Raw genomic sequence first — 21,934 nt, 5'->3', positions numbered from 1 at the left:
GTGCTTGTACGCGCCGGAACAGAAGACGGCCGGGCTCGCGACCAACCGCGCGCAACCAAAACACCGCTGACTCAGGCACGCGCATCCGCATGCTTACGCATCACCCGCTCGACCAAGCCCAGATAGTGATCGAGGTCCGGCGTCGCGCGATTCTGTTCTTTCGCGCGGTCATCCCATTTACGCAGACGCAAAGCATCTTCCGCATAGGGTTTGCGCAGAAACGCCTCGGCCTCCTCCTTGCTGAAAATGCCGCCCTGCAGTTCCAGACTGCGCACAGAATCGGCGGATAGCTGGCCGAAATACGTCTCGTCGATCGCGCACAGGCAGCGCTTTGCGTCGACGTGCAAACGGATCGGCTCCAACACCGCGTCCGGCAACACCGGCCGCAAGAACGGCAGCGCGAAGTACTGATGCAGATCGTCGATACCCCGCTCGGTCGGCGTATCGCCCTGCAGATTCAGCAAATGCCCAAGGTCGTGCAGAAATGCGGCGGCGACCAGTTCGTCGGCGGCCCCCGCCTCTTCGGCCAGCGCGCCGCTTTGCAACGCATGCTCGAGTTGCGTCACCGGCTCGCCGCTATAAGCCAGCGCCCCATATTGCTCGAACAGCGAGCGGATGTCGTTCAAACTCAATGCCACGCTCTTACTCCCTCAAAATCAAAACGTCTTCAGATTGGAGAAGCTCTTCATCGCTTCCTCAATGCCTTTCCTGTGGCCAGGTCAAAGTCCTCGATCACGCTGGACGGCGTCGGTTCGACCCAGCAGTCAAGCACTTCCCGCACGTTGACCGTGCGCCCACCTGCAATTGGTTGACGAAGCGTGCAATTGCGTCCTGCCGGTTCGTCCACATGCCCAACAACGCGAACGGCCTGCCATTGCCGATGCGAACGGCGTCGCGAACGAACCGAGCGCGCCGTGATGCACGACGTACGGATCGGTGATCGGCAAGATCACGCGCGCCTCTTTCGCGCCGAGCCAGTCGTCCAGCACGTCCTGCAGATAGATCACGTTCGGCTCGCCCGTCTGTGGATCGTGCTTGGCGTTCATGCCCGTGATCAGCGGTCAGGCCAATCACCCACCCGAGCGCGTCGAGCTGCGCCAGGTAGCCGTCCATCGTCGCGAAAAACGCGTTCGCGCCGTCGGTGCCCGGCGCCCATTTGTGCTGGATATAGTCGGTGGTCGACAGATACATCAGGTCGAGCATGCGCGTCTGCGCGAGCCGCACGCCGGCCGCGAACACGAATTCGGACAGCGCCGCGCTGTACACGTCGGGCAGCGGCAAGCCGACCAGAGCAAGCACGTCGTCGATGCCGTTCTCTTCGCGCGACGCCTCGCCCGCCTTTTCCGCCGAGAAACAGACGCCCTCCAGTTGCCAGCCGAGCAGGCGGCGCAGCTTGTCCTTCGCGGTGACCGCGCCGACCGTAGCGCCCGCGTCGGCGGCGGCCGCGAGCAACGTGCCGGCGCGCAGATAAGCCGGATCGTTCATCATGACTTCGGCGCCCGCGCCGTCGTTCGCGTGCGGGTCCCAGAAGTGGTTGCCGCAGATACCGTGCACCGATGGCGGCACGCCGCAGACGATCGACACGTTGTTCGGGTTGGTGAACGACGGCATCACGCAATCACCCCTGAACGCGGCGCCGCCGTCCAGCAGCTTGCCGATGAACGGCGCGACGCCGGCCGCGACCGCCGCGTCGAGATAGGCGAACTCGCAGCCGTCGACGCACACCACGACGGTCGGTTGCGCAGGCAGCCGGTAGCGGCGGCCGTTGACTTCGATCGTGGGTTCGGCTGAGTTCGCCATCGTTGTCTTCCCTGCGTGCCCGGCACGCGTGCAGTCGTCAACGCGTTGCGGGTGCGTTCAATCGCTCGTCGCTCAATCGTGCAGAAGCGGCGTTGCCGGCAACCTCCCGCGGAGGCCGGCGGCCGACGCCGTCGCGTCGCCGGTGGCATTTCCCGCGACATCTTCCGCGCCACCTTGCAAGCACGCATGCGTGCGTTACAAACCGCCGTTCACATGCGCGAGCATCAGCGTCGCGGCATGTCCGGCATCGCGCGACGCGAGCGCCGTCAGAATGGCGCGATACTCGGCCAGCGAGCGCTCCGTCGCATCGGCATCCATCACCCGCGCCGCGCGCCGGCACAGACTTAGCTCGCTCACGAGCCGCCGATACGTCTCATACAGCTTCAGGTTGCCCGACGCCGCCACTAGCGCGTCATGAAACGCGACATCGGCGCGCGCATACGCATCGTGATCGTGCGCGTCGGCAGCGGCGCGCATCGCGTCGAGCCAGTCGCGCAACACCGCGAGCTGGCGAGCGTCGATGCGAGGCGCCAGCATCCGGCACGCCGCTTCTTCGAGTACCGCACGCACCGCATGGATTTCGTCGGCTTCGACCGGCGACACCGTGCGCACGAACACGCCGCGGTTCTTCTCGGTGCGCACGAGGCCGGCCTGCTCCAGCGCGCGAAACGCTTCGCGCACCGGTCCACGCGACACCTGCAGCCGCGTCGCCCAATCGGCCTCGTTGAGCTTGTCGCCCGGCGCGAGCCGCCCTTCGACAATGTGCCGCTCGATCTCGTCGCGCACCAGCGCGGTCAGTGAATGCTGGCGCACAACCTCGATCGGCGCGGCGGAGTCGGTGTGCATATACTCGGTCATTTCGACAACTTTTGCCATATCGATCGATAGCAACGGCATGCGGCCGCCGCACGCCAACACCAACATCGGAAAAAGTTCGTCAGTCCGCCCGGCGGCGAGGGACGCGCGCGGCGATCAACACCAGCGCGGCCAGCGAGACCAGCAGCAGAATCAGCGACAGCGCGGAGGCTGGCAGGTAATAACCGCGCTCCACCTGCCCGACCACGACGATCGGCACCGTCGCGAAACCCGGCGGATACACGGTGAGCGTCGCACCGAGTTCGCCGAGCGACAGCGCGAAGCCGAGCGCGAGACTGGCGCGGATCGCGGGCACCAGCTGCGGCAGCACCACCCGGCGCAACACCATCGACGGCGGCGCACCGAGGCTCGCCGCCGCTTCGCGCAGCACCGTCAGTTCCGGGCGCAACGCCGCGGCTGCACAGCGGTAGCAGAACGGCAGCACCAGCGCGAGCTGAACGAACACGACGATCGCCGCCGAGCTCGACAGATCCACCGGCCGCTTGTGATACGCGATCAGCACCGCGAGCCCGAGCACCACGCTCGGCACGCCGTTGGGCATCATCGCGATGGTGTCGACGATCGCGCCGAGGCCACGCCGGTCGCGTCCTTCGAGCGCCAGCGCGAGCCACAACCCGAGGATCGTGCCGAGCACCGCGACACCCATGCCGACTTCGAGACTGGTGGTGAGCGCATCGAAGTCGCTCGATCCGAGCCGCTCGAACCAGCGCATGCTGAAGCCGTCGGGCAGGATCGTGCCGGACCAATGCGCGGCCACGCTGGAAAGCGCGACCACCAGCACCGGCAGCACGAACAGCCAGAAGCACAGCAGCGCGGCGAATCCGAGAAACAGGCCGCCGAGCATGCGCACCGGCAGACTGTGGCGCACCGGCCGCGCCTTCTTGTGCATGACCGGCAACACGGTCGGGTCGAGTTCAACGGCCATGGCCCGCTCCTTTCACCTTGCGACGGTTGACCTGGCGATACAACGCGTACAGCGACAACGACATCATCAGCATCACGACCGCGCCGGCGGCGGCGGTCGGCAGGTCGAGGTCGACCGTGGCGGCGCTGTAGATCGCCACCGGCAGCGTAATCAGATGCGCGCTGCCGAGCACGAGCAGAATGCCGAACTCGTTGAGCGTCAACAGGAAACAGAGGATCGTGCCCGCCGCGATACCCGGCCACGCAAGCGGCAGAATCACCTTGAACGCGACCATCGTGCCGCTCGCGCCGAGACTGCGGGCGGCTTCGATCAGACGCCGGTCGAGCAGCGCGAACGACGCGAGCGTCGGCCGCACGACGAACGGCGCGTAGAACACCACTTCCGCGAGAATCACGCCGCCGACGCCGAACAGGAAGTCCAGCGGCGGCGCCTGCAGATTGAAGAGCCGCTGCAGGCCGATGCTGACCGAGCCCTGCGAGCCGTACAGAAAGATCAACGTGAACGCGACCAGAAACGACGGGAACGCGACGAACAGTTCGAGAAAGCGTGTGATCAGCCGCGCGCCGGGGAACGGTTTGAAGAACAGGATCGACGCGAGCGCCACGCCGAGCAGCGATGCGAGACCCGCGCTGGCGAACAGGATCCACAGCGTCGTGCCGATCACGCCGCGCGTTTCGGGATTGCCGAAGAAGCTCGCATACGCGTGCACGCTCGGGCCGTGCGCGCCGGTCAGGCTCAGCATTACGAGACGCACGAGCGGATAGACGACCAGCGGTCCGAGCACCACCACCGCGAGAAACAGCAGATGCCATTGCGCCGCGCGTTCGCGCCGCTTCACCGCGGCCGTGTGCGCGGCGGCGCTGGCGCTGCGGCGCGCGTCGGCAGCGGCGTTGGCCGCACCGAGCGCCGCGGACGTATCAGGGGTTGATAAGGACGACATCGTCAGCCTCATAACGCAGGGAAACACGCGCGCCCTTCTCCGGCATCATGCCGTGGGCGCGCTGCATGGTGACGAGCACCGGCTCGTTGGGGAGCGCGTCGAGCACGACCGAGACCGACAACACCGCGCCGTACCATTCGACCGACGCGATCGCGCCATGCAGATGCCCTTCGCCGAGCGGCACGATCCGCAGCGCCTCGGGACGCAAACACGCGACCCGCTCGCGCTCGTTGTAACGCGCGTCGTCCATGCTGAACGCGATCTGCGGCGGCAGCAGATTGGCCGCACCCAGATAACGCGCGACGAAGCCGTCGGCGGGCGTGTCGTACAACTGCTGCGGCGTGCCGAGTTGCGCGATGCGGCCGTCGCGCATCAGCAGCGTGCGGTCGGACAGCACCAGCGCGTCGTCCTGATCGTGCGTCACGCAGACGATCGTCAGATTCGGCAGGCGCTCGTGCAGCGACTTCAGTTCGGAACGCACCGACGCGCGCAGATTGGCGTCGAGTGCAGACAACGGTTCGTCGAGCAGCAGCACGTCGGGCTCGATCACGAGTGCGCGTGCGAGCGCCACCCGTTGCTGCATGCCGCCCGACAATTGCGCCGGCATTACGTGACCGGCGTCGCCGAGTTGCACGAGCTTCAACGCGTCGGCGACGCGTCGTGCGATGTCGCGCGCCGGCGTGCGGCGCGCGCGCAATCCGAACGCCACGTTCTCGAACACCGACAGATGCGGGAACAGCGCATAGCTCTGAAACAGCAGGCCGAGATTGCGCTTATGCGGCGGCACGTGCGTGAGATCGTGACCGGCGACGGTCAGCGTACCGACGAGGCCGTCCGCTTCGATGAACCCGGCGATGAACCGCAGCAACGTCGTCTTGCCGCAACCGCTGCGGCCGAGCACGGTGAGCAGTTCGCCGCGCTGGATGGTCAACGACAGATCGTCGAGCACCGTGCGCGAACCGAAGCGCACCGTCAGATGATCGATCTGCACGCCGCCCGCCGTGTCCGAACGCGCGGCGTCGAGCGCGTCGGGCGAGGCGTCGAGTGCGCCGGGGTGAGCAAGACTGGCCGTATTCACCGGGTTGATCCTCCAACAAGATTGATGCTGATGCGGCGCCTCGCGTTTTCCTGCTGCAAGGCGCCGCCTGATTCTGTGCGTCATTCGATAACCGAATGACGCGTGCCGCGCCTTACTTCGGCTTGACCACTTCGATCTGCTTGCCCGACGAACCGATCACGTCGTTCTTCCAACGCGCGGTCCAGTCCGCCTTCTTCGCCATCACCTGATTCCAGTCCACCGGAATCAGCTTCACGCCCGAGATGGCCTGCTTGACCGTTTCGCCGTTCTTGCCGGCGAGCGGCACGTCGGTGCGGCCCGGAATGCCGAAGATGTCCGGCACCTTCGCCTGCACTTCCGTCGACATCAGATAGTCGATCAGCTTCTTGCCTTCGTCCTGGTTCGGACCATTCTTGATCAGGCCGATCGCGTACGGCAACTGGAAGGTGGTCGGCTGGCCGCCGGGCGCGGCGGCGAGAAACACGGGCTTGAGCGACAGGCCGCCGTTGGCCGCGTCGTCGAGATCCATCTGCAGGTCGCCGTTGGCGACGGCGATTTCGTTGCGCGAGAGCAGCACGTCGAGATAGCCCGTGCCCTTGGTGTGGAACTTCGCGCTCTGCTCGAGCTTCTTCAGATACTCGAACGCCTTGTCTTCACCCATCAGCGACGAGGTCAGGATGATCACCGCCATGCCGTCGCCCGCCGTGGCCGGGTTCGAGTAAGCGACCTTGCCGCTGTAGTCCGGGTGCAGCAGATCGGCGAAGGTCTTCGGCTGGTTCTTCGTGACTTCCGGATTGATCGCGAACGAAAAATAGTTGTTCACGAAGGTCGCCCACGCACCGTTCGACGCCTTGGCGATCGTCGGCACGTTCTTGTAGTTGGCGCTCTGGTAAGCCTGTAGCAAGCCGGCCTGATCGGCCTGCTGGATGAACGGCGGCAGCGTGACGATCACGTCGGCCTTCGGCTGATCCTTTTCGATGGTCGCGCGATTCACCACTTCACCGCTGCCCGCCGTGACGATGTTGACCCTCACGCCTTCCTTCTTTTCGAACGCCGGCAGCACGTCCTTGTAGAGATTTTCCAGGCCGTCGGCGGTGTACAGCACCACCGCGCCGGCTGCGTGAGCCTGCATCGCCGCGCCGCCGAACGTCGCCGCGGCGACCAGCGCCGGCAGCAGCTTGCGTGCGAAGCGAGCGGTGGTGTGAAGGGAATTCGTCTTTGTCATGTCGCTTTCTCCGAAAGGCAAAAAACCAGACGGTCGGGATATCCCGATACCTGTTGTGATTGAACGGCGGCGTGCGCCGTACCGCTTGCGTGTTGCCCGCGGCCAGTCGTCGTGTCGAGATCCGCGAAATACGCGGATTGCAGATTGCCGACAACTTTGCCGCTTCTTCTCCAGCCTGACCCACAGCCCACCGACGACGCTCGCGCTGCCTGCCATGCCTGAACGGGCACGGCAAGGATCACAGGTTTCAGTGACAGCGCCATGACTATTCTGGTGAATTCCAAAAAACGACACAATTCGCCAATAATATCCAACGCGTTCCGTTTGCATTCCGCTTGCATCCCGCTTGCATCCGGTTCGCCGCCCTCGTCTGAACGACGCGCATTCGCGAAGCGCGGACGTGTGGTCGGCCCTGGGAAAACGGCGCGATCCGTTCGAGCGTCGAGCGCGCGCGTGCGCTGTATCGCCCTCGCTGGTGCGCGAAGCAATGCGGTTCAAGCGTGGTGCGTTGGACGCCGCTGGCGATCGCATGCTTCATCGCCGGAACGCCGGGGTCGCGAAATCGTACACGGCGAAAATGACGCTGTATGCATGCCGCGTCGAAGCAGCGGAAATTGCACGCCCGGAATGGCAGCGATCGGCTCGCGCGTGGCGTTGCTGGTGTGGTCCCGGACAACGGCGCGTATTGTGCCCTCCCGCTCGCGATCTTGCAGCGAATGGGCAGTGTTTATCTCGAAGGGGCGCGAGCGCGAGGACGACACGACCAGGATCGTGCCACGCGAAATGAGCCGGACTGCCTGGCCAACGTTGCGTGAGGAACGGCTTGCGCAGCGCTGCACGATTGCCACGATCACGTCAGCGACTCGACCGCGCCCGCCTCCGCACGACGAAGCACGCGGCCTCATCGCAACACCGTCACGCGATCAGAATTTCCGGCCCATGCGCGGTGATCGCCTTGCCGAGCGCGCGCTCGGGTGCCAGCTCGGTCACCAGATAACGCGCCGTTTCGATGCCGTTGATCCGTACCGGCGTCACGCGGCCGAACTTCGAATGATCGGCGACGATCACCACCATGTCCGCGGCGGCAATCATGCGGCTGCGCACTTCGGCGGCCATGCGGCTGTAGTCGGTCAGATAGCCGTCCGGCGAAATCCCGCCCGCGCCGATGAACGCGAAGTCCGCGTGGTATTGCGTGAGCTGATGGACCGTGTCGAGCCCGAAGGTCGCGTCTTCGATATCGGATAGCTCGCCACCGAGCAGCGTCACGCGATTGTCGTTGCGCCGTCCGAGCAGCAGCGCGATGCGCCAGTCGTTCGTATAGACGACGAGCCGATGCCGGTCGAGCAGCGCGCGCGCCACCGCCTGCGTGGTGCTGCCCGAATCGATGATCAGCGACGCGCCGTCGGGCACGAACTCGGCCGCACGCTCGCCGATCGCCCGCTTCGCTCCCGCGTTCGCGGCTTCGCGCGTATCGAGATCGGGTTCGCGCCGGTCGCTCGACAACGCGCCGCCGTGCGTCGTGACCAGCAGGCCACGTCCGGCCAGCGCGTTCAGATCGCGGCGGATGGTCTCGCGCGACACGTTCAGTTCGCGCACCAGCTCGGCGACCGAGAGCGCGCCGGTTTTGGCGACTTGCGCCAGGATGTATTGGTGTCGTTGTTCTGCGAGCATCTGAGGAGGGCCGGCGAGCCGGCACGCTTGAGGTTTCGCCACGGTTGGAGAAGGCCGGCGTATTGTAGTACGCGAGGCGCGGCGCTGCGCCGACCAGCGCGCTGATCGTCATGGGTCCGGCACTCATCCGCCACTCGTTGGGCACTTCCCTGCTAACCTTAGTGCCCTGGCCGCGCAGCGACGCCAAGTCGATGCCTGTCGATACTGCTGGTCCGTCAACCGAACTACCGATGCCGCCACTGTTTCGCCGTCTACTCCTGCTGTTCCACGCGCTGCGTTACGGCGCGCGCCTGATCTGGCTCGCCGCTCCGCCCGAACACAAACTGCACTGGATGATCGAGCTGGTCGGCCGCGTGCATGCATCGGGCCGCAGCCGCGAGAGTCTGCATAGCTTGCTGCCGGCGCTCGGGCCGCTCGCGAGCCGCTTCGCGCAGACCCTCGCCGAACGGCCCGAGCTCGCGAGCGCGACCATGCATGACGCGATCGACGCGATCGATCACATGGAAGTCCCGCTGCCGCCTCGCGAGTCCGAAGAAGCACTCGCGCGCGCATTCGGCCAGCCGCTCGCGACGCTCTTCAGCGCGGTCGATCTGGTGCCAGTGCGCGGCGGCTTCGCCGAGCAGACGCATTTGGCGCGGCTGCTCACGCCGGTCAAAGGCCATCGCGAAGTGGCGATCAAACTCGTGCGCGCCGAGCAGTTGCAGCAGATCGGCGACGAACTCGCGCTGTTGCGCTGGGTCGCGCGCTGGCTGGAAAAGCTTTCCGGCAGCGCGCGCCGCCTGCAACTGCGCGCGCTCGCGCAGAGCTTCACCGACGACATCCTGCGCCGCTTCGATCTGCGCGCCGAAGCCGCCAATCTGAGCCAGACCGGTCATCATTTCGACGGCGACGCACGCATCGTCGTGCCTGACGTGATCTGGGAGCTGTGCACCGCGCACACGCTGACGATGCAGCGCATCAGCACCTTGCCGGCGAACGACCTGCCCGGTCTGCACGCGCATCATGTCAAGCTCGCGCCGCTCGCCGCGCATATCGTCGAAGTCGTGTCCGAGCAGGCCTTCGAGCATGGTTTTTTTCACGCGACGCTCGACGCGCGCCGCGTGCGCGTGAGCATCGAGCCGGACACACTGGGGCGGCTCGTGCTGGCGGAGTTTTCGATCATGTCGACGCTCTCCACCGGCGAGCGCGAATTCTTCGTGCACGGCGCGAGCGCACTGTTCGAGCAGGACTACGGGCGGCTCGCCGACCTGCATCGCGATGCAGGGCACGTGCCGGACGACACGCGCACGGAGATGCTCGAAGCCGAGTTGCGCACGCGCGCCGAAGCGCACTTCGCGGCCGAGCCGCAAGATCGCTCGGCGGGTTCGCTGTTTCATCATCTGCTGCACGCGGTGCAGCCGTTCGCGGGCGCCGTGCCCGCGCGTCTCGCGACCGCGCAGCGTTCGTTCGAGCAGGCGGAGATGCTGGCGCGCGCGCTGCATCCCGGCGTCGATACGTGGAATATCACGCGCCGCGTGCTCGCGGATATCGCACGGCGCGACGTCGATCATCGCGGCTGGATCAAGCGCATCTCGCGCGAGTTGCCGCATCTCGCGCATATGCTGCCGCGCATGCCGCAACTGGCGGTCCGCTATCTTCAGCACGAGCACGCTCGCGCGCGCACGCCGCAGCAGAATGCGCAACTGATCGCGGATATCGGCCGCGAATACCGGCGCACGAGAGCGCTGCTGTGGGCGTGTGTGTTGTGCGGCGGAGTGCTCGGCGCGGGGACGATGTTGTTGATGTGGTGAGGTTGGTGGCGCGGTCAGGCGCGACGCTGGCAGGAAACCGATGTGCTGATGTGCCGACGTGCTGATGTGCTGATGTGCTGATGTGCTGATGTGCTGATGTGCTGATGTGCTGATGTGCTGATGTGCTGATGTGCTGATGTGCTGATGTGCCGACGTGCTGATGTGCTTGGGCCACCCACCGCCTGAAACACGCGACCACGCGATACGAGCCGCCCCCTCTCGCCAGGCTCCCCCCGATTGCAGCTTCGAACAAGACATGTCACCCATTTCCCGCCACGATGGCGGCTTTTCCCGTTAGCTGCTCCCATGCTCGCTTCTCTGATTGCCGCCGTCTTCGTCGTGCTGTGGTCGACCGGTTTCGTGGTCGCCCGCGCGATCACGCCCTACGCCGATCCCAATCTCTTTCTACTCGCACGCTTTGGCGGCACCGCGCTGATCTTCGCGCTCGCCGCCCTCGCCGCTCGCGCGGCGTGGCCGGGCGGCCGCGACCTCGGCAAGCATCTGGCCGCGGGCGCGCTGCTGCAAGGCGTCTATCTCGGCGCCGGTTACTGGGCCGTCGCGCAAGGTTTGAGCGCCGGCGTGATGGCCCTGCTCGGCGCGCTCCAGCCGCTTGCGACCGCCGCCGTCGCGGCCCCGCTGTTCGGCGAACGGCTGTCGCGGCGCGGCTGGACCGGCATGGCGCTGGGTCTTGTCGGCGTCGTGCTGGTGCTCGAACCGAAGCTCGCGGCAGCCGCGCCGCCGTCGCATGGCAGCGCGCCGGGATGGCTGGTCGTGCTCATCTCGATCGTCGCTGTCGGTGCGATCACGGCGGGCACGCTATTTCAGAAGACCTCGCTGGCGAAGGCCGATATCCGCAGCGCGAGCGCGGTGCAGAATTTCGGCGCGGCGCTCGTCGCGGCGGTGCTGGCGCTCGCACTCGGCGAGCATCGCTGGATCGCGTCGCCGACTTTGTGGGCGTCGCTCGCATGGGGCATCGTGATGCTGTCCGGCATCAGCGTCACCTTGCTGGTGTGGATGGTCAGACGCGGCGACGCGGCGCGCGCGACCGCGCTGATGTTCCTCGCTCCGCCGCTCGCCGCGCTCGAAGGGTATGTCGGCTTTGGGGAAACGCTGCTGCCGTTGCAGTTGGCAGGCTTCGGCTTCGCGCTGGTGGGCGTGCTGCTCGCGCGTTCGTGAGCCATGCGTGACGCGCCCGCAGCCGGGACGTTCTCGATCGCGAATCAATCGGCCGTATCCGTCTCGGCTGCCGCTGGAGATCGCCGGTTTAGTCGTCGCGCTCGCAGGCGTGTTGCCGGCGCGTTCGTGAAGCGACGTGCGACGCGCCCGCAGCCGGGACATGCCCGGCCGTGAATCAATCGCCTGTGTCGGCACCGGCCGGCACTTTCGCGCGCGCCTTGCTGCCGGGCGCCGTCGCCCACACCGCCGGCCATTGCGCGCCGAGTCCACCACGACGATATAACGCCCCGCCCACGGCGTGACCTGCCGATCACTCTTCAACACCCAGAGCGATTTACCCGACTCGACCAGCGCCACATATTCGGCATCGAGCACGCCGTAGTGATCGAGAAACGCATTGAGCGACGCGGGTATCCGCACGCAACCCTTCGAATGTCGAATGCCGAGCAGCGATTCGAGCCGGTCGGGATCGGTGGCGTGCATCTGGAAGCGCATCTGCGACACGCCGCCCTTGCCCCAGCCGCGTTCGCCCTGCGCCCAGCCGAGGTCGAAGATCCGCATGTCGCGCTTGCCGTAGCCGCGAATATGGTTTTCGTTCTGCGTGCCCTCGGAGCGGAAATCCATGTTCGCAGGCGTATGTTCGAACACGCCGAGCGGCGTGATGAAATGATCGTATTCGCCAGGCCGGCCGGTCGACACTGGCGCCGCGCCGATCATCTGCCAGTTGTCAGCCGGGGCCGCGCGGAAATAGATGAGGAGCGCCTGCACGTTCGGGTTGCGATCGACCAGCACGACATACTCGCCCGACAGATTGCCCAGCACGTTCGCACCGAGCGTCGTTTGCAGACGATCGGCGTAGGCGCGCTGCTCGGCGGCCGGCACCTTCAGCCGGCGCGTCACGTTGCGCGCGAACACGTCGCGCAGCAGAAATGCGCGGCGCGGATCGACGACGCCGGCCGCATCGGGCGCGGCGAGAGCGGACGCGTTGATGTCGGCAGGCGGAGCGCTTGCCGGTACCGACGGCGATGGCCAGGCTGTAGCTGCTGCGCTCCCGTGAACTGGCGCAGCGAGCGCGGCCGCGCATGAGACGGCGCACATGGCGGCCCCTGATGCGTGCGCGAGACGCCGCAGAGGATGCGAGACGGGAAGTGTCAGCGACGTGAAGCGGAACGTACGAGCAACGCGAGCGATACCAGCAACGCGAGCAACACGGGCGACGCCAGCAACATAAGCAACACAAGCAACGCAAGCAAAACGCCGCACGCGCGCGACGAAGCCCCCGACCGACACACGCAGCGCGTCGCACCAGCGCACGACCGATGCGCAAACCAGGCGGTCCAATACAGGCTGGCCAGGCCAATTTGGGTGGTTCATCGCGTATTAGAGCAAACCTGATTATTATTGACTGCTCGCCGGTTCATGCGGCGCTCGGAACGAGGATATTACTCAGCGCATTGCGTTCTGTCGATAAAGAAACCGTCAATTTGTCAATTCATCGTAATAGCCGGGCTTTTTAACAGTCGACATGGCGTTTAAAAAGAGTAGCAATACGGGATTTAAAGCCAATATTCGGCGATAAAACCCGCGACCGACTGGTCTTTCGTCGCAGCAGAAACTGTGCCGCGGCCACCCCGCTCGCCGTTCGCCATTTATCTGATTGGCACGCGAGCGTTCATTGCTGACAATGCGTAAGCGCGCAAGGAGCTCGACACATCATGACACAACCCGACCCAATCGCCCGCTAGGCAAGCATCGCGGCGGAAATGCATGTCGCCGCCGGGTTTGACGCAGCACGCGAAATCGAGCGCCGGGTCGCTTTTCTCGCGGACTATCTGCGCAGCAGCGGCCTGAAAACATATGTGCTCGGTATTAGTGGCGGCGTCGATTCGACAACGGCCGGGCGCCTCGCGCAACTGGCGGTCGAACGATTGCGCGCCGAGCATTACGATGCGCAATTCATTGCGATACGTTTGCCTTACGGCGAACAGAAAGATGAAGCCGATGCGCAGGAGGCATTGCGCTTCATTCGCGCCGACGAAAATCTCGCCATCGACATCAAACCCGCCGCCGATGCAATGCTCGCCGCGCTGGATGCCAGCGGCGTGTTATTCAAGGACGACGCGCATCAGGATTTCGTGCACGGCAATATCAAGGCGCGTCAGCGCATGATTGCGCAATACGCGGTGGCCGGCGCGCGGGCCGGCGTGGTGATCGGCACGGACCACGCGGCCGAATCGGTGATGGGCTTCTTCACCAAGTTCGGCGACGGCGGCGCCGACGTGCTGCCGCTCACCGGCTTGAACAAGCGCCGCGTGCGCGCGGTAGCCAAGGCGCTTGGCGCACCCGAGACGTTGGCGCACAAGGTGCCGACCGCCGACCTCGAAATGCTGCGGCCGCTGCGCCCCGATGAAGACGCCTACGGCATCCCCTACGACTCGATCGACGATTTCCTGGAGGGCAAGCCCATCAGCGATGCGGCGCGTGACATCGTGCTGCGTTTCCACGAAGCGACGCGGCACAAGCGCGCGTTGCCGTACACGCCGTTCGATTGGCCGGTGCAGGCGGACGGTGAATAAAAGCGGGAAGAAGAGCGGCGTGAAAACGGCCGAGCGTGAGCGGCGTGAACCGCTAACGAGCGCGCGATCCTGCCGCGCGCCGCATCCGGAAAATCCAGCTACGGAGCATTACTGCGCGGGCGGCTCGTCGGAGAACAGGTCGGCGCTCGCTTCGAGTGTCTGGCCGCCCAACTGCTTGCCGTGAATCTGCCGCGCGATCACGTCGCCGACGTAGGGCACGTCCGCGTCCAGTTCGACCGTGGCGTACGCGCCGGGTTTGCCGGCGTCGGTCACCTCGATGTTTTTCGCATAGTGCCCAAGCTCGTGCTTGAGGAACTCCCGCACTTCCTGCTCGCTGCACGACTCCGCAATGTTGCGCACGATCAGATTCATGCGGCCTACCCTCGACGCGAGTGGCGACCCGTGTGTCGATCCACGCTTCGTATGCGCACGGGGCGCAGCGCAGCGCGCTGTTTCGTCTGAGCGGCGGCGATTTCGCGGATCACTACGACGCCGGCGGCGCCCACAGCGACCAATGACAGATAGAAGGCAATCATTTAAATCTCCTCGGCGAATTTCGTCCTGAAATCAGGATAGCCACGGGCAATAGCAAAACGACACGACACGGTATTGAAAAACGGATTGAAAACTCCGTTAATGCACTGTACCCGAATAAGCAGGCTGAGAAAAAGTAAAACATCTGCTCATTTGGCGCAGCGCAGGTCCGCGGGATGCGTCGGCGCCACAACGCCGGTCGCAAAAGCGGCCGCTGCGCGCATCGCGACGGCATCCTGCTCGGGGACGTGCCCAAAGAGTGGGCAGATCGCGCGATCAGTCCAGCGCTTGCACCTCGGCCGCGCTCACCCACCACGCATTCTTGCCCTGCGGGAGTTGAACCAGTACCGCGGACGGATCGTCGACGCCGTCGTCGGCGATCTGACACACCGGCAGGCCGTCGGGCAGATGCCTCACTTCGCCGGCCGCCTGGAACAATGCGATGCGCTGCGCGTTCAACGGCCGCAGTTGCCGGTACACGTCGAAGCTGATGGCCGCGGGCACATCGCCGCGAATCTGCAATGCGTCGGCCTGGCCGCAGCGGATCGGATCGGCGGCGAGCGCGGCAGTACTGCCGAGCAGGCAGCCGAAAGTGAACGCCACTGCGGCAACACGTGAATGGGTCATGGTGACTCTCCGAAAAAAATGAAGGCGGCACGCTGCGAGCGAAACAGCAGCGCGCCTGAATAGGGTGAACGAACGACCGGCACGTCACGGCCGCGAACGGCTCGCCTTAACGCGCGCCGTCGCGTTCGGCGCCGCGCCCGTCGTTGTCGCCAGCGACGACATCGAGGCCGCTGACGTCGCAGGACGTCTGGCCGAAGCCGGAATAAATCGCCGACCACTTGCCGAGGATCGTGGCTTGCGCCTGCGCCAGACTCAGCTTGCCTTCGCAGACGCAGCGCTTGAGCATGACCGCCGCGCGCGCCTTGCGGCGCTCGCCTTCGCGGCCCGCCCAGGGCAGCAGATCGAGGTTGGCAGGCGCATCGGGCGAACCGCCGAGGATCAGCGGCACCCGCCGGTCGAGCGCGAAGGCCGCACCATCACCGGTATCGATACCGCGCTCGGCGAGCATCTGATCCTTCTGCGTCATCCATTCGTCGAACGGCGGCGCCACGGCGTCCGCATAGCCGGGGCGGCAAATCGTTTCGCCTATCGATTGCTGCGTGACACGTTCGTCGAGCATGCCGCTATCTTGCGCGTGCGCATCCGCGACACACAGCGCAAGCATCGCGGCGAGGCTCAGCAGGAGCGCGCGCCGCGGTGTGCGAACGACACGCGCGACGCGGCGCTCGACCATGCGTGCGACCGGCTTCGCGTCGTACGCACTGCGGGTCGGGTCGCTGGAAAAGTGGGTGAAACGCGTGTGTGCAATGCCTGCGTTCATTCGTCGGCGCACCGGCTGCGGCGCGCAATAGTTCAATTCGCAGGTCAATTAAAACACATTCAATATACATACGTACAAAAGCGGCACCGCGCGAGAAGCGTGTGGCGGGGGCGCGCAGGGGGTTGTTGGCGCAAGGGTGAGGGAGCAGTTGGCGTCGTTGGCTTTGCCCTCACCGACATCCGCGAACAACGCCCCCCTCGCCCCGCTCATCCCGCATTGGCCGTCTCACGCAGCCTCGTCTCCAACGCGCGATACTCAGCCCGCTGACGGCTTCGCCACCCGCGCCTGCAAAGCGCGAATGCGGCCAAGCGCGGGCTCGTTGGATACGGTCGAGTCATACATCTGCGCGAGGTCCGCCTTCAGCGCAGTGCGCGAATCGCCGTCGAGATAGATCATGTGCCCCGACGGATAAAACCGCGCGGACAGGTTCTGCCGCACCTGCTGGCTGAGCAGCGGCATCTGCTGCAGATCGAGCACGGTCTGATAGAACGGCGTCACGTAATCGTAGAAGCCGTTCGCCGACAGCACCTTCAGATCCGGATTGAGCGCCATCACTGCGGCAAGGTCGCCGGCCGTGTACAGGATGATGTTGCCCTGCGCATCGAGTCCCTTCTGCGCGCCGGTTGGATCGATGTGGCCGAAATCCCAGTACTTGAATGCCTGATCGTTCAGATCGGTGAACGACGAGTTCGACGTGTACTTCAACTGCTCGTTCAGATACACGTTCCACATCGTCGTATAGACGCCGGTGACCGCCGTCATGGTCGGATCGTTGCCGCCCGAGTTCGGATCGATCTTGCCGGCGATGCCCGTGCCGATCGCCGTCACGCGTCCGTCGTACTCGCCGAGCGCGAGGCCCTTCGATTTCAGCAGCGTGGTCAGGAACAGCGAATTGCCGCGGCTGTCGTACGCGGCGATATCGAGGCTCCATGCGAGCAGCGTCGTTTTGTCGATGCCGGTGTACTCGCTCAGTTTCTCGACGGTTGCCGAGTCGGTGGTCGGAAACTTGCGCAAGGCCGCCAGGTAATCGGTCCGTGCGAATTGCGCGACCTCCTCGGCGAACGCGCCGAGATCGGTCGGCCGCGGCGCGAGGCCGAGCTTCTTGTGGTACCACGCGTCCGCGGCGGCCGTCGGCAATGTGCCGACCGGATTGCCGGATTGCGTGTAATCGAGAATCGACGACTGCAGCGTGATGCCGTTCAGATCCACGCCGTCTTCGTGCAAGCGGTACGCGAGCACGCAACTGCGCGCGGTGCCATACGACTCGCCGAACAGGTACTTCGGTGAATTCCAGCGATTGTTCTTCGTGAGAAAACGCTTGATGAACTGCTTGATCGAGTCGGCGTCCTGGTCGACGCCCCAGAAGTCGCGGTTCTTCTTCGGCGCGATCGCCGCCGAGTAGCCGGTGCCGACCGGGTTGATGAACACCAGGTCGCTGCGGTCCAGCAGGCTGTCCGGGTTGTCCTCCATCGAGTACGGCGCGGGCGGCGTGAAACCTGGCATCGACGTCTTGATGCGGCGCGGCGCGAACGAGCCCAACAGCACGAACACGGACGACGACCCCGGGCCGCCGTTGTAGAAAAAGGTCAGCGGACGCGCCTCTTCCTTCTGATGGTCCTGCGTGAACGCGACATAGAACATCCGGGCTTCCGGCTGCGAACTGCTCGGGTCGACGATCACCAGATGACCCGCCGTCGCCGTGTAGTTGATCTTGCGGCCGCCGATCGTCACCGAATGATGCGTGACCGCCGCGGTTTCCGCGACTTCGGTGACGGAGTCGTCCGGCCCGTTGCCATAGGCGACCGGATCGAAGAACGGGTGATCGCCGGCCTTATGCGCGACGGCGGCCGAGGCGGCTGCGGCTTGAGAGTTGTGCGGCGACTGCGGACTAACGGAAGCTGACTCTGGGTTCGTCATGATCGCTCCATGGGTTCGTTCACGCCTGTAAGTACGTCGTACCCGAAGGCTTGCCTTCGGGGCTTGCTGCAATGGCACCTGGTTCGGTCGCCTGAAGAGGGCGTCATCGAGGCGCCCTCCAGCAAAGCCTGCTTCGGCCATCCCCACGGACCTGACTTACCTGGCGAACCTGCCGTAAGGAAGGACGTAGGGACGGCGCAAGGGGCGCGACTTGCAGACTATAGTGCGGCGGCCACCTTCTGACCATTGGGACTGCCGAGCCCCGTGCAGGCATCCCAACCCGTGGCGGCCGCGAAGCTGCCGTTGTTGCCTTGCGTGATGTCGTTGCACGCGCCCGGCGCCTTGTACAGCTTCGGGTTGACGAAGCCGGCCGGCTGCCCTTTCGCCGCGTTGATCCGCGCAATCAGCGCCGCCCACAGCGGCGCGACCGCGCTGGTGCCGCCGACCACCGTCTGCGTGCCGTCGATCAACACGCTGTAGCCGGTGATCGGCGACGCATCGCCTGCCACATCCGGCACACCGCGCCCGCCGAGCGGCTTCGTGCCGCCGCCCGACGATTTCGCCGACAATCCCTTCTGCCACACCGGCACCGGAAAGGCCTGGCTCACGCCGCCACCGCCCGCGCCGCCCTGCTCACCGTCGTTCCACACCACCTCGTGCGAGATCGACGTGCCGGACGCGGTGAGACTCGTGCCGCCGCAGGCCAGCACATAGGGACTCGACGCCGGGAAATCGACCTGGTCGCCGCTGCCCGAGCCGTCGCTGGAACCGCTATCGCCCGACGCCGCGCAGACCGTCACGCCGAGCGCCGCCGCGGTCTGCAACACGCTGTTGAACGCCTTCATCGACTGGCTGGTCCAGATCGACTCCGGGCCGCCCCAACTGATCGAGATCACCGACGGCTTGTTCGCCGTGTCGTGCACCGCGCGGCTGACCGCGTCGATGAAGCCCGCATCGCTGTTCTGCGTGAAATACACGGCGATGGTCGCGCCCGGCACGATCGCGCCGACGATCTCGATGTCGAGCGTCACCTCGCCGTCCGGCCCGTTCGGGTCGCCGCTCGGATGATTGCCGCCTTGATCCACACCGACCGCTTTCACCGTCGGCGAAGCGACGCCGAGACTCCCGAAATAGGACTTCAGATCGGCGGTGTTATAGCCGCCGCCGAGTTCGATGATGCCGACGCACTGCCCGCTGCCATCGCCTTGCGGAAACTGGTAGAGCGACGCCAGTTGCGGCGGCGTGAAGGACGCCTGATGCGCTTTGGCCGGCACGAACGGCGGCCGGATGCGAAAGTGCGGCCGGGCCTGCGGCCGGTTGTCGAGCCCGAGCACGGCTTCCACCACGCCGTGCAGATCGTCCGGCACGGTGATCGCGCCGGTGCGTCCGCGAAACTGGCCGGCCGAGGCCGTGTGATGCTGATACGTTTCCAGCTTGACCTCGAACGCGCTCTGGAATTGCGCGATCGTGCCGCTCAGCAGAACCGAGCGCGCCGCCGGATCCTCGCGCACCACCGTCAAGCCGTGCGCGGCGGCGAACGCCTTGACCTTGGCGATGTCGTCCGGCGCGGCGCCGTAATCTTTGGCGAGCGCCTCGCGCGACAACGGTTTGACGCCGGGGTCGCCGGCTTCGATACGGCTCATCAGCGCATCGAACTGCGCCTGCTGCCGACGGCGCAGCATCACGAAAACCTCGATCCGCTCCTCCGGATCGCATTGCCCAACTACCTTCGAACCCAGTTCTTCCTTTCGCTCGCTGCCCGGCAACGGGTGCTTGTTGACCATGGTGTCGACTCTCCTGTTAGCGTGACGGCGCGGACCACCCAATGGACCCAGGATGGACCCCGATGGACCGCGAGCACGTCGCGCGCCTGCATTGCCCGACTGCATGACGGACACCCGCAGGTTGCTGTTTCAAGGGTTTCGTCACATCGTCCGACCCGAGCATTCGAACACAGTTCCGGCGCATGCGGCAGTTATCCGAATGGCTAACCCGGCGTTGCATCAATGCGCATCTGGCGGCGCTCGCGCTATGATGCTGCAGCGGCAATCCAGCCGTTACATCGCCTCGCGCGCCGGGCGCGCACGATCGAAGAATCAGAGGAACCCCATGTCAATTTCGATGTATCAAGCATCCCTGCCCGTGCTGATTCGCGGCCTGACGAACCTGCAAGCCATCCTGGGCAAAGCCGAAGCGCATGCCGCCGAGAAGCAGATCGAACCCACGGTGTTCACGAATGGCCGGCTCGCGCCGGACATGCTGCCGCTCACGCGCCAGGTCTATATCGCGAGCGACACCGCCAAGGGCTGCGCCGCGCGTCTGGCCGGCGTCGAAGCGCCGAAATTCGAAGACGTCGAACAGACCTTCGACGAACTGCAGGCCCGCCTTCAAAAGACGATCGATTATCTGAAGGAATTCAATGCGGCGCAGATCGACGGCTCGGAAGAGCGCGCCATCACGCTGAAAATGCGCACGGGTCCGATCGAGTTCACGGGGCTGTCGTATCTGCTGGGTTTCGTGCTGCCGAACTTCTATTTCCACGTCACGACCGCGTACGACATTCTGCGTCACAACGGCGTCGAACTCGGCAAGCTCGACTATCTGGGCGGCATCAAGTAACGAATGGGCGTGCAGGGATCGCGATGCGTGCGAGCCCTGCAGCGCGATCCCTGAACGCTGGCTAAACGCGCGGCTGGAACGCGATGACCGCCATGCCCACCAGTGTCAATGCCACGCCGGCTGCGTCCCACAACGTGGGCCGCACCTTGTCGACGCACCACAGCCACGCAATCGCCACCGCCACGTACACCCCGCCGTAAGCCGCATACACGCGACCCGCGGCGGTGCCGTGCAAAGTCAGCAGCCATGCGAACAGCGCGAGGCTCAGTGCGGCGGGCAATAGCAGCCACACGGAGCCGCCCTCCTTCAGCCATCGCCACGGCAAATAGCAGCCGAGAATCTCGGCCACGGCGGTCACCACATACAGCAGGAAAGTTTTCATCGAGAGTGGAAGCAGGTGGTTGTGCCGCCACGCACGAATGCGTGGCGTCCTATTGGCTTTATTAACACAATCACTTTGCTACGCGGGCACGCGGCGTGCGACATTCCCGCTACCCTATTCTTGAACGGCTATTGGTCATGAGCGTCGCGTCACCCTGTATCGACATCTGCAAGTCCGACAGCAAAACCGGTTTTTGTATCGGCTGCATGCGCACGCGCGACGAATGCAAAAGCTGGAAAAAGATGAAGGACAAGCATCGCCGCAAGATCATCGAGGACCGTCCGCGCCGCGAGCACAAACTGAAAAAGTGAGCGGCTCGCGGGAGTATGGCGGATCGTTGGAGGAGCGCTGAGGGCTCCCCTGTCAGTCCAGTGAAAGCCGCAGCGCGAAGCCGATCAGCGCGGAGGAGAATGCCCACCGCTGCAAGGTCTGCGCAAGCGGATGGGCGCGCATCCAGTCGGCGATCCGCGCGGCGCCGATCGCGTACAGCACATCGAAGCACGCGCCAATCGCGAGCAGCACCACGCCGAGTTCGATCATCTGCCACGCGACCGGGCCCGCTTCCGGGCGCACGAACTGCGGCAACAGCACCGAGCAGAACAGCAGCGCCTTCGGGTTCAGCAGATTCGTCAACAGGCCTTTGACGAACGCGGCCCGCAACGGACGCGCGCCGGCGTGCGCGGTGCCCGCCGCGCCGCTTTCATTGCCGCCCTCGGGCAGCGCGAAAACCGGCGAGCGGAAGATCTGGATCCCCACCCACGCGAGATACACCGCGCCGCCATAGCGCACCACGTCGTATAGCCACGGCGCGTTGCGCAACAGCGCCGCCACGCCGCAAGCGGAGAGCGTCACGTGCGCGGCCCGCGCCAGGCCAAGACCGCCGGCGGCCGCGAAACCGCTGCGCATGCCGCGTCCAATGCTGGTTTGCAAAACCAGCGCCATGTCCGGTCCGGGCACCGCGTAGACCACGACCAACGCGGCGATGTAGACGGCCAGCAGGTGTGCGGAAATCATCGGAACCTCCTGTATTCGAGACCTCTATGTTGCTATCGTGGACGG

The 21,934-nt window shown here is 65.2% G+C and carries 19 protein-coding genes and 3 pseudogenes; 5 read left to right on the top strand and 17 right to left on the bottom strand.

What is annotated here, in order from left to right; genetic code table 11:
* Window positions 1-71: 71 nt before the first annotated feature.
* The 9 genes and pseudogenes from BGI01S_RS27385 to BGI01S_RS27350 form a co-directional block, all read right to left on the bottom strand.
* Window positions 72-638 carry a phosphonate degradation HD-domain oxygenase gene (locus BGI01S_RS27385; protein WP_042329506.1) on the bottom strand — a complete coding sequence of 189 codons (567 nt, stop codon included), beginning with the start codon at window positions 636-638 and terminating at the stop codon, window positions 72-74.
* A gap of 246 nt (window positions 639-884) precedes the next feature.
* Window positions 885-1,800: pseudogene (gene phnA / locus BGI01S_RS27380) on the bottom strand (phosphonoacetate hydrolase); the annotation flags it as partial.
* A gap of 72 nt (window positions 1,801-1,872) precedes the next feature.
* Window positions 1,873-2,658: pseudogene (locus tag BGI01S_RS27375) on the bottom strand (phosphonate utilization associated transcriptional regulator).
* Window positions 2,659-2,737: 79 nt separating this feature from the next.
* A complete protein-coding gene (gene phnV, locus BGI01S_RS27370) occupies window positions 2,738-3,601 on the bottom strand; it encodes a 2-aminoethylphosphonate ABC transport system, membrane component PhnV (RefSeq protein WP_042329504.1) in 864 nt (287 codons plus the stop codon).
* Window positions 3,591-4,541, bottom strand: a complete 951-nt coding sequence (gene phnU, locus BGI01S_RS27365) for a 2-aminoethylphosphonate ABC transporter permease subunit (RefSeq protein WP_042329502.1) — start codon at window positions 4,539-4,541, stop codon at window positions 3,591-3,593. The genes phnV and phnU overlap by 11 nt, the downstream gene beginning before the upstream one ends.
* Window positions 4,519-5,619, bottom strand: coding sequence for a 2-aminoethylphosphonate ABC transport system ATP-binding subunit PhnT (gene phnT / locus BGI01S_RS27360; protein WP_042329501.1), 1,101 nt, complete (start codon window positions 5,617-5,619; stop codon window positions 4,519-4,521). Before phnT ends, phnU begins: the two co-directional genes overlap by 23 nt.
* A 112-nt stretch (window positions 5,620-5,731) precedes the next feature.
* On the bottom strand, window positions 5,732-6,823 hold the full coding sequence (gene phnS, locus BGI01S_RS27355; RefSeq protein ID WP_042329499.1) for a 2-aminoethylphosphonate ABC transporter substrate-binding protein: 1,092 nt from the start codon (window positions 6,821-6,823) through the stop codon (window positions 5,732-5,734).
* Window positions 6,820-7,137 carry a hypothetical protein gene (locus BGI01S_RS30415; protein WP_157004272.1) on the bottom strand — a complete coding sequence of 106 codons (318 nt, stop codon included), beginning with the start codon at window positions 7,135-7,137 and terminating at the stop codon, window positions 6,820-6,822. Before BGI01S_RS30415 ends, phnS begins: the two co-directional genes overlap by 4 nt.
* Before the next feature lie 601 nt (window positions 7,138-7,738).
* Entirely contained in the window at window positions 7,739-8,494 is a 756-nt protein-coding gene (locus BGI01S_RS27350) for a DeoR/GlpR family DNA-binding transcription regulator (RefSeq protein ID WP_042329497.1), read from the bottom strand.
* A 230-nt stretch (window positions 8,495-8,724) separates the two neighbouring features.
* Here BGI01S_RS27350 and BGI01S_RS27345 point away from each other — a divergent pair, with 230 nt between their 5' ends.
* Together BGI01S_RS27345 and BGI01S_RS27340 are read left to right on the top strand one after the other, a co-directional pair.
* On the top strand, window positions 8,725-10,284 hold the full coding sequence (locus BGI01S_RS27345; RefSeq protein WP_042329496.1) for an ABC1 kinase family protein: 1,560 nt from the start codon (window positions 8,725-8,727) through the stop codon (window positions 10,282-10,284).
* A gap of 306 nt (window positions 10,285-10,590) precedes the next feature.
* Window positions 10,591-11,460 (top strand): DMT family transporter, encoded by an 870-nt coding sequence (locus BGI01S_RS27340; RefSeq protein WP_042329494.1) that lies wholly within the window; start codon window positions 10,591-10,593, stop codon window positions 11,458-11,460.
* A gap of 175 nt (window positions 11,461-11,635) precedes the next feature.
* On the opposite strand, the pseudogene BGI01S_RS31230 reads toward BGI01S_RS27340, so the two are convergent.
* Window positions 11,636-12,558: pseudogene (locus BGI01S_RS31230) on the bottom strand (L,D-transpeptidase).
* Between the two features lie 653 nt (window positions 12,559-13,211).
* On the opposite strand from BGI01S_RS31230, the gene nadE reads away from it, so the two are divergent.
* Window positions 13,212-14,036, top strand: a complete 825-nt coding sequence (gene nadE, locus BGI01S_RS27330) for an ammonia-dependent NAD(+) synthetase (protein WP_303621174.1) — start codon at window positions 13,212-13,214, stop codon at window positions 14,034-14,036.
* Window positions 14,037-14,144: 108 nt separating this feature from the next.
* Here nadE and BGI01S_RS27325 read toward each other — a convergent pair whose 3' ends face one another.
* The 5 genes from BGI01S_RS27325 to BGI01S_RS27305 all read right to left on the bottom strand — a co-directional run bounded on the left by BGI01S_RS27325 (window position 14,145) and on the right by BGI01S_RS27305 (window position 19,658).
* The gene (locus tag BGI01S_RS27325) at window positions 14,145-14,408 is read right to left on the bottom strand and encodes an RNA-binding protein (RefSeq protein WP_042329492.1); all 264 of its coding nucleotides are present in this window, start codon (window positions 14,406-14,408) and stop codon (window positions 14,145-14,147) included.
* Window positions 14,409-14,846: 438 nt separating this feature from the next.
* Window positions 14,847-15,197 (bottom strand): hypothetical protein, encoded by a 351-nt coding sequence (locus BGI01S_RS27320; RefSeq protein ID WP_042329491.1) that lies wholly within the window; start codon window positions 15,195-15,197, stop codon window positions 14,847-14,849.
* A gap of 106 nt (window positions 15,198-15,303) precedes the next feature.
* A complete protein-coding gene (locus BGI01S_RS27315; RefSeq protein ID WP_042329490.1) occupies window positions 15,304-15,957 on the bottom strand; it encodes a hypothetical protein in 654 nt (217 codons plus the stop codon).
* Between the two features lie 255 nt (window positions 15,958-16,212).
* Window positions 16,213-17,874 carry a S10 family peptidase gene (locus BGI01S_RS27310; RefSeq protein ID WP_042329488.1) on the bottom strand — a complete coding sequence of 554 codons (1,662 nt, stop codon included), beginning with the start codon at window positions 17,872-17,874 and terminating at the stop codon, window positions 16,213-16,215.
* A 218-nt stretch (window positions 17,875-18,092) separates the two neighbouring features.
* Window positions 18,093-19,658: a S53 family peptidase gene (locus tag BGI01S_RS27305; RefSeq protein ID WP_042329487.1), complete on the bottom strand. Its 1,566-nt coding sequence runs from the start codon at window positions 19,656-19,658 to the stop codon at window positions 18,093-18,095.
* Between the two features lie 325 nt (window positions 19,659-19,983).
* Between BGI01S_RS27305 and BGI01S_RS27300 the strand changes: the two genes are divergently transcribed.
* A complete protein-coding gene (locus BGI01S_RS27300; RefSeq protein WP_042329486.1) occupies window positions 19,984-20,493 on the top strand; it encodes a DUF1993 domain-containing protein in 510 nt (169 codons plus the stop codon).
* A gap of 61 nt (window positions 20,494-20,554) precedes the next feature.
* Here BGI01S_RS27300 and BGI01S_RS27295 read toward each other — a convergent pair whose 3' ends face one another.
* On the bottom strand, window positions 20,555-20,875 hold the full coding sequence (locus BGI01S_RS27295) for a YnfA family protein (RefSeq protein WP_042329484.1): 321 nt from the start codon (window positions 20,873-20,875) through the stop codon (window positions 20,555-20,557).
* A 137-nt stretch (window positions 20,876-21,012) separates the two neighbouring features.
* Between BGI01S_RS27295 and BGI01S_RS27290 the strand changes: the two genes are divergently transcribed.
* Window positions 21,013-21,186, top strand: a complete 174-nt coding sequence (locus BGI01S_RS27290; RefSeq protein WP_042329483.1) for a DUF1289 domain-containing protein — start codon at window positions 21,013-21,015, stop codon at window positions 21,184-21,186.
* Window positions 21,187-21,238: 52 nt separating this feature from the next.
* Here the strand turns inward: BGI01S_RS27290 and BGI01S_RS27285 are convergent, their stop codons facing one another.
* Window positions 21,239-21,889, bottom strand: a complete 651-nt coding sequence (locus tag BGI01S_RS27285) for a LysE family translocator (RefSeq protein WP_042329482.1) — start codon at window positions 21,887-21,889, stop codon at window positions 21,239-21,241.
* Between the last annotated feature and the right edge of the window lie 45 nt (window positions 21,890-21,934).

It is taken from the genome of Paraburkholderia ginsengisoli NBRC 100965 (genome assembly GCF_000739735.1).
GTDB lineage: Bacteria > Pseudomonadota > Gammaproteobacteria > Burkholderiales > Burkholderiaceae > Paraburkholderia > Paraburkholderia ginsengisoli.
Note: the sequence above shows the minus strand (reverse complement) of the source record. Positions and strands in the feature narration are given on the sequence as shown.

What these genes read in the sequence shown, in the direction of transcription:
- BGI01S_RS27315 (WP_042329490.1), bottom strand. Translation starts at nt 15,957, where the DNA reads ATGAACGCAGGCATTGCACACACGCGTTTCACCCACTTTTCCAGCGAC.
- BGI01S_RS27320 (WP_042329491.1), bottom strand. Translation starts at nt 15,197, where the DNA reads ATGACCCATTCACGTGTTGCCGCAGTGGCGTTCACTTTCGGCTGCCTG.
- phnU (WP_042329502.1), bottom strand. Translation starts at nt 4,541, where the DNA reads ATGTCGTCCTTATCAACCCCTGATACGTCCGCGGCGCTCGGTGCGGCC.
- BGI01S_RS27305 (WP_042329487.1), bottom strand. Translation starts at nt 19,658, where the DNA reads ATGGTCAACAAGCACCCGTTGCCGGGCAGCGAGCGAAAGGAAGAACTG.
- BGI01S_RS27295 (WP_042329484.1), bottom strand. Translation starts at nt 20,875, where the DNA reads ATGAAAACTTTCCTGCTGTATGTGGTGACCGCCGTGGCCGAGATTCTC.
- BGI01S_RS27345 (WP_042329496.1), top strand. Translation starts at nt 8,725, where the DNA reads ATGCCGCCACTGTTTCGCCGTCTACTCCTGCTGTTCCACGCGCTGCGT.
- phnV (WP_042329504.1), bottom strand. Translation starts at nt 3,601, where the DNA reads ATGGCCGTTGAACTCGACCCGACCGTGTTGCCGGTCATGCACAAGAAG.
- phnS (WP_042329499.1), bottom strand. Translation starts at nt 6,823, where the DNA reads ATGACAAAGACGAATTCCCTTCACACCACCGCTCGCTTCGCACGCAAG.
- BGI01S_RS27340 (WP_042329494.1), top strand. Translation starts at nt 10,591, where the DNA reads ATGCTCGCTTCTCTGATTGCCGCCGTCTTCGTCGTGCTGTGGTCGACC.
- BGI01S_RS27350 (WP_042329497.1), bottom strand. Translation starts at nt 8,494, where the DNA reads ATGCTCGCAGAACAACGACACCAATACATCCTGGCGCAAGTCGCCAAA.
- BGI01S_RS27310 (WP_042329488.1), bottom strand. Translation starts at nt 17,874, where the DNA reads ATGACGAACCCAGAGTCAGCTTCCGTTAGTCCGCAGTCGCCGCACAAC.
- BGI01S_RS27300 (WP_042329486.1), top strand. Translation starts at nt 19,984, where the DNA reads ATGTCAATTTCGATGTATCAAGCATCCCTGCCCGTGCTGATTCGCGGC.
- BGI01S_RS27290 (WP_042329483.1), top strand. Translation starts at nt 21,013, where the DNA reads ATGAGCGTCGCGTCACCCTGTATCGACATCTGCAAGTCCGACAGCAAA.
- BGI01S_RS27325 (WP_042329492.1), bottom strand. Translation starts at nt 14,408, where the DNA reads ATGAATCTGATCGTGCGCAACATTGCGGAGTCGTGCAGCGAGCAGGAA.
- BGI01S_RS27285 (WP_042329482.1), bottom strand. Translation starts at nt 21,889, where the DNA reads ATGATTTCCGCACACCTGCTGGCCGTCTACATCGCCGCGTTGGTCGTG.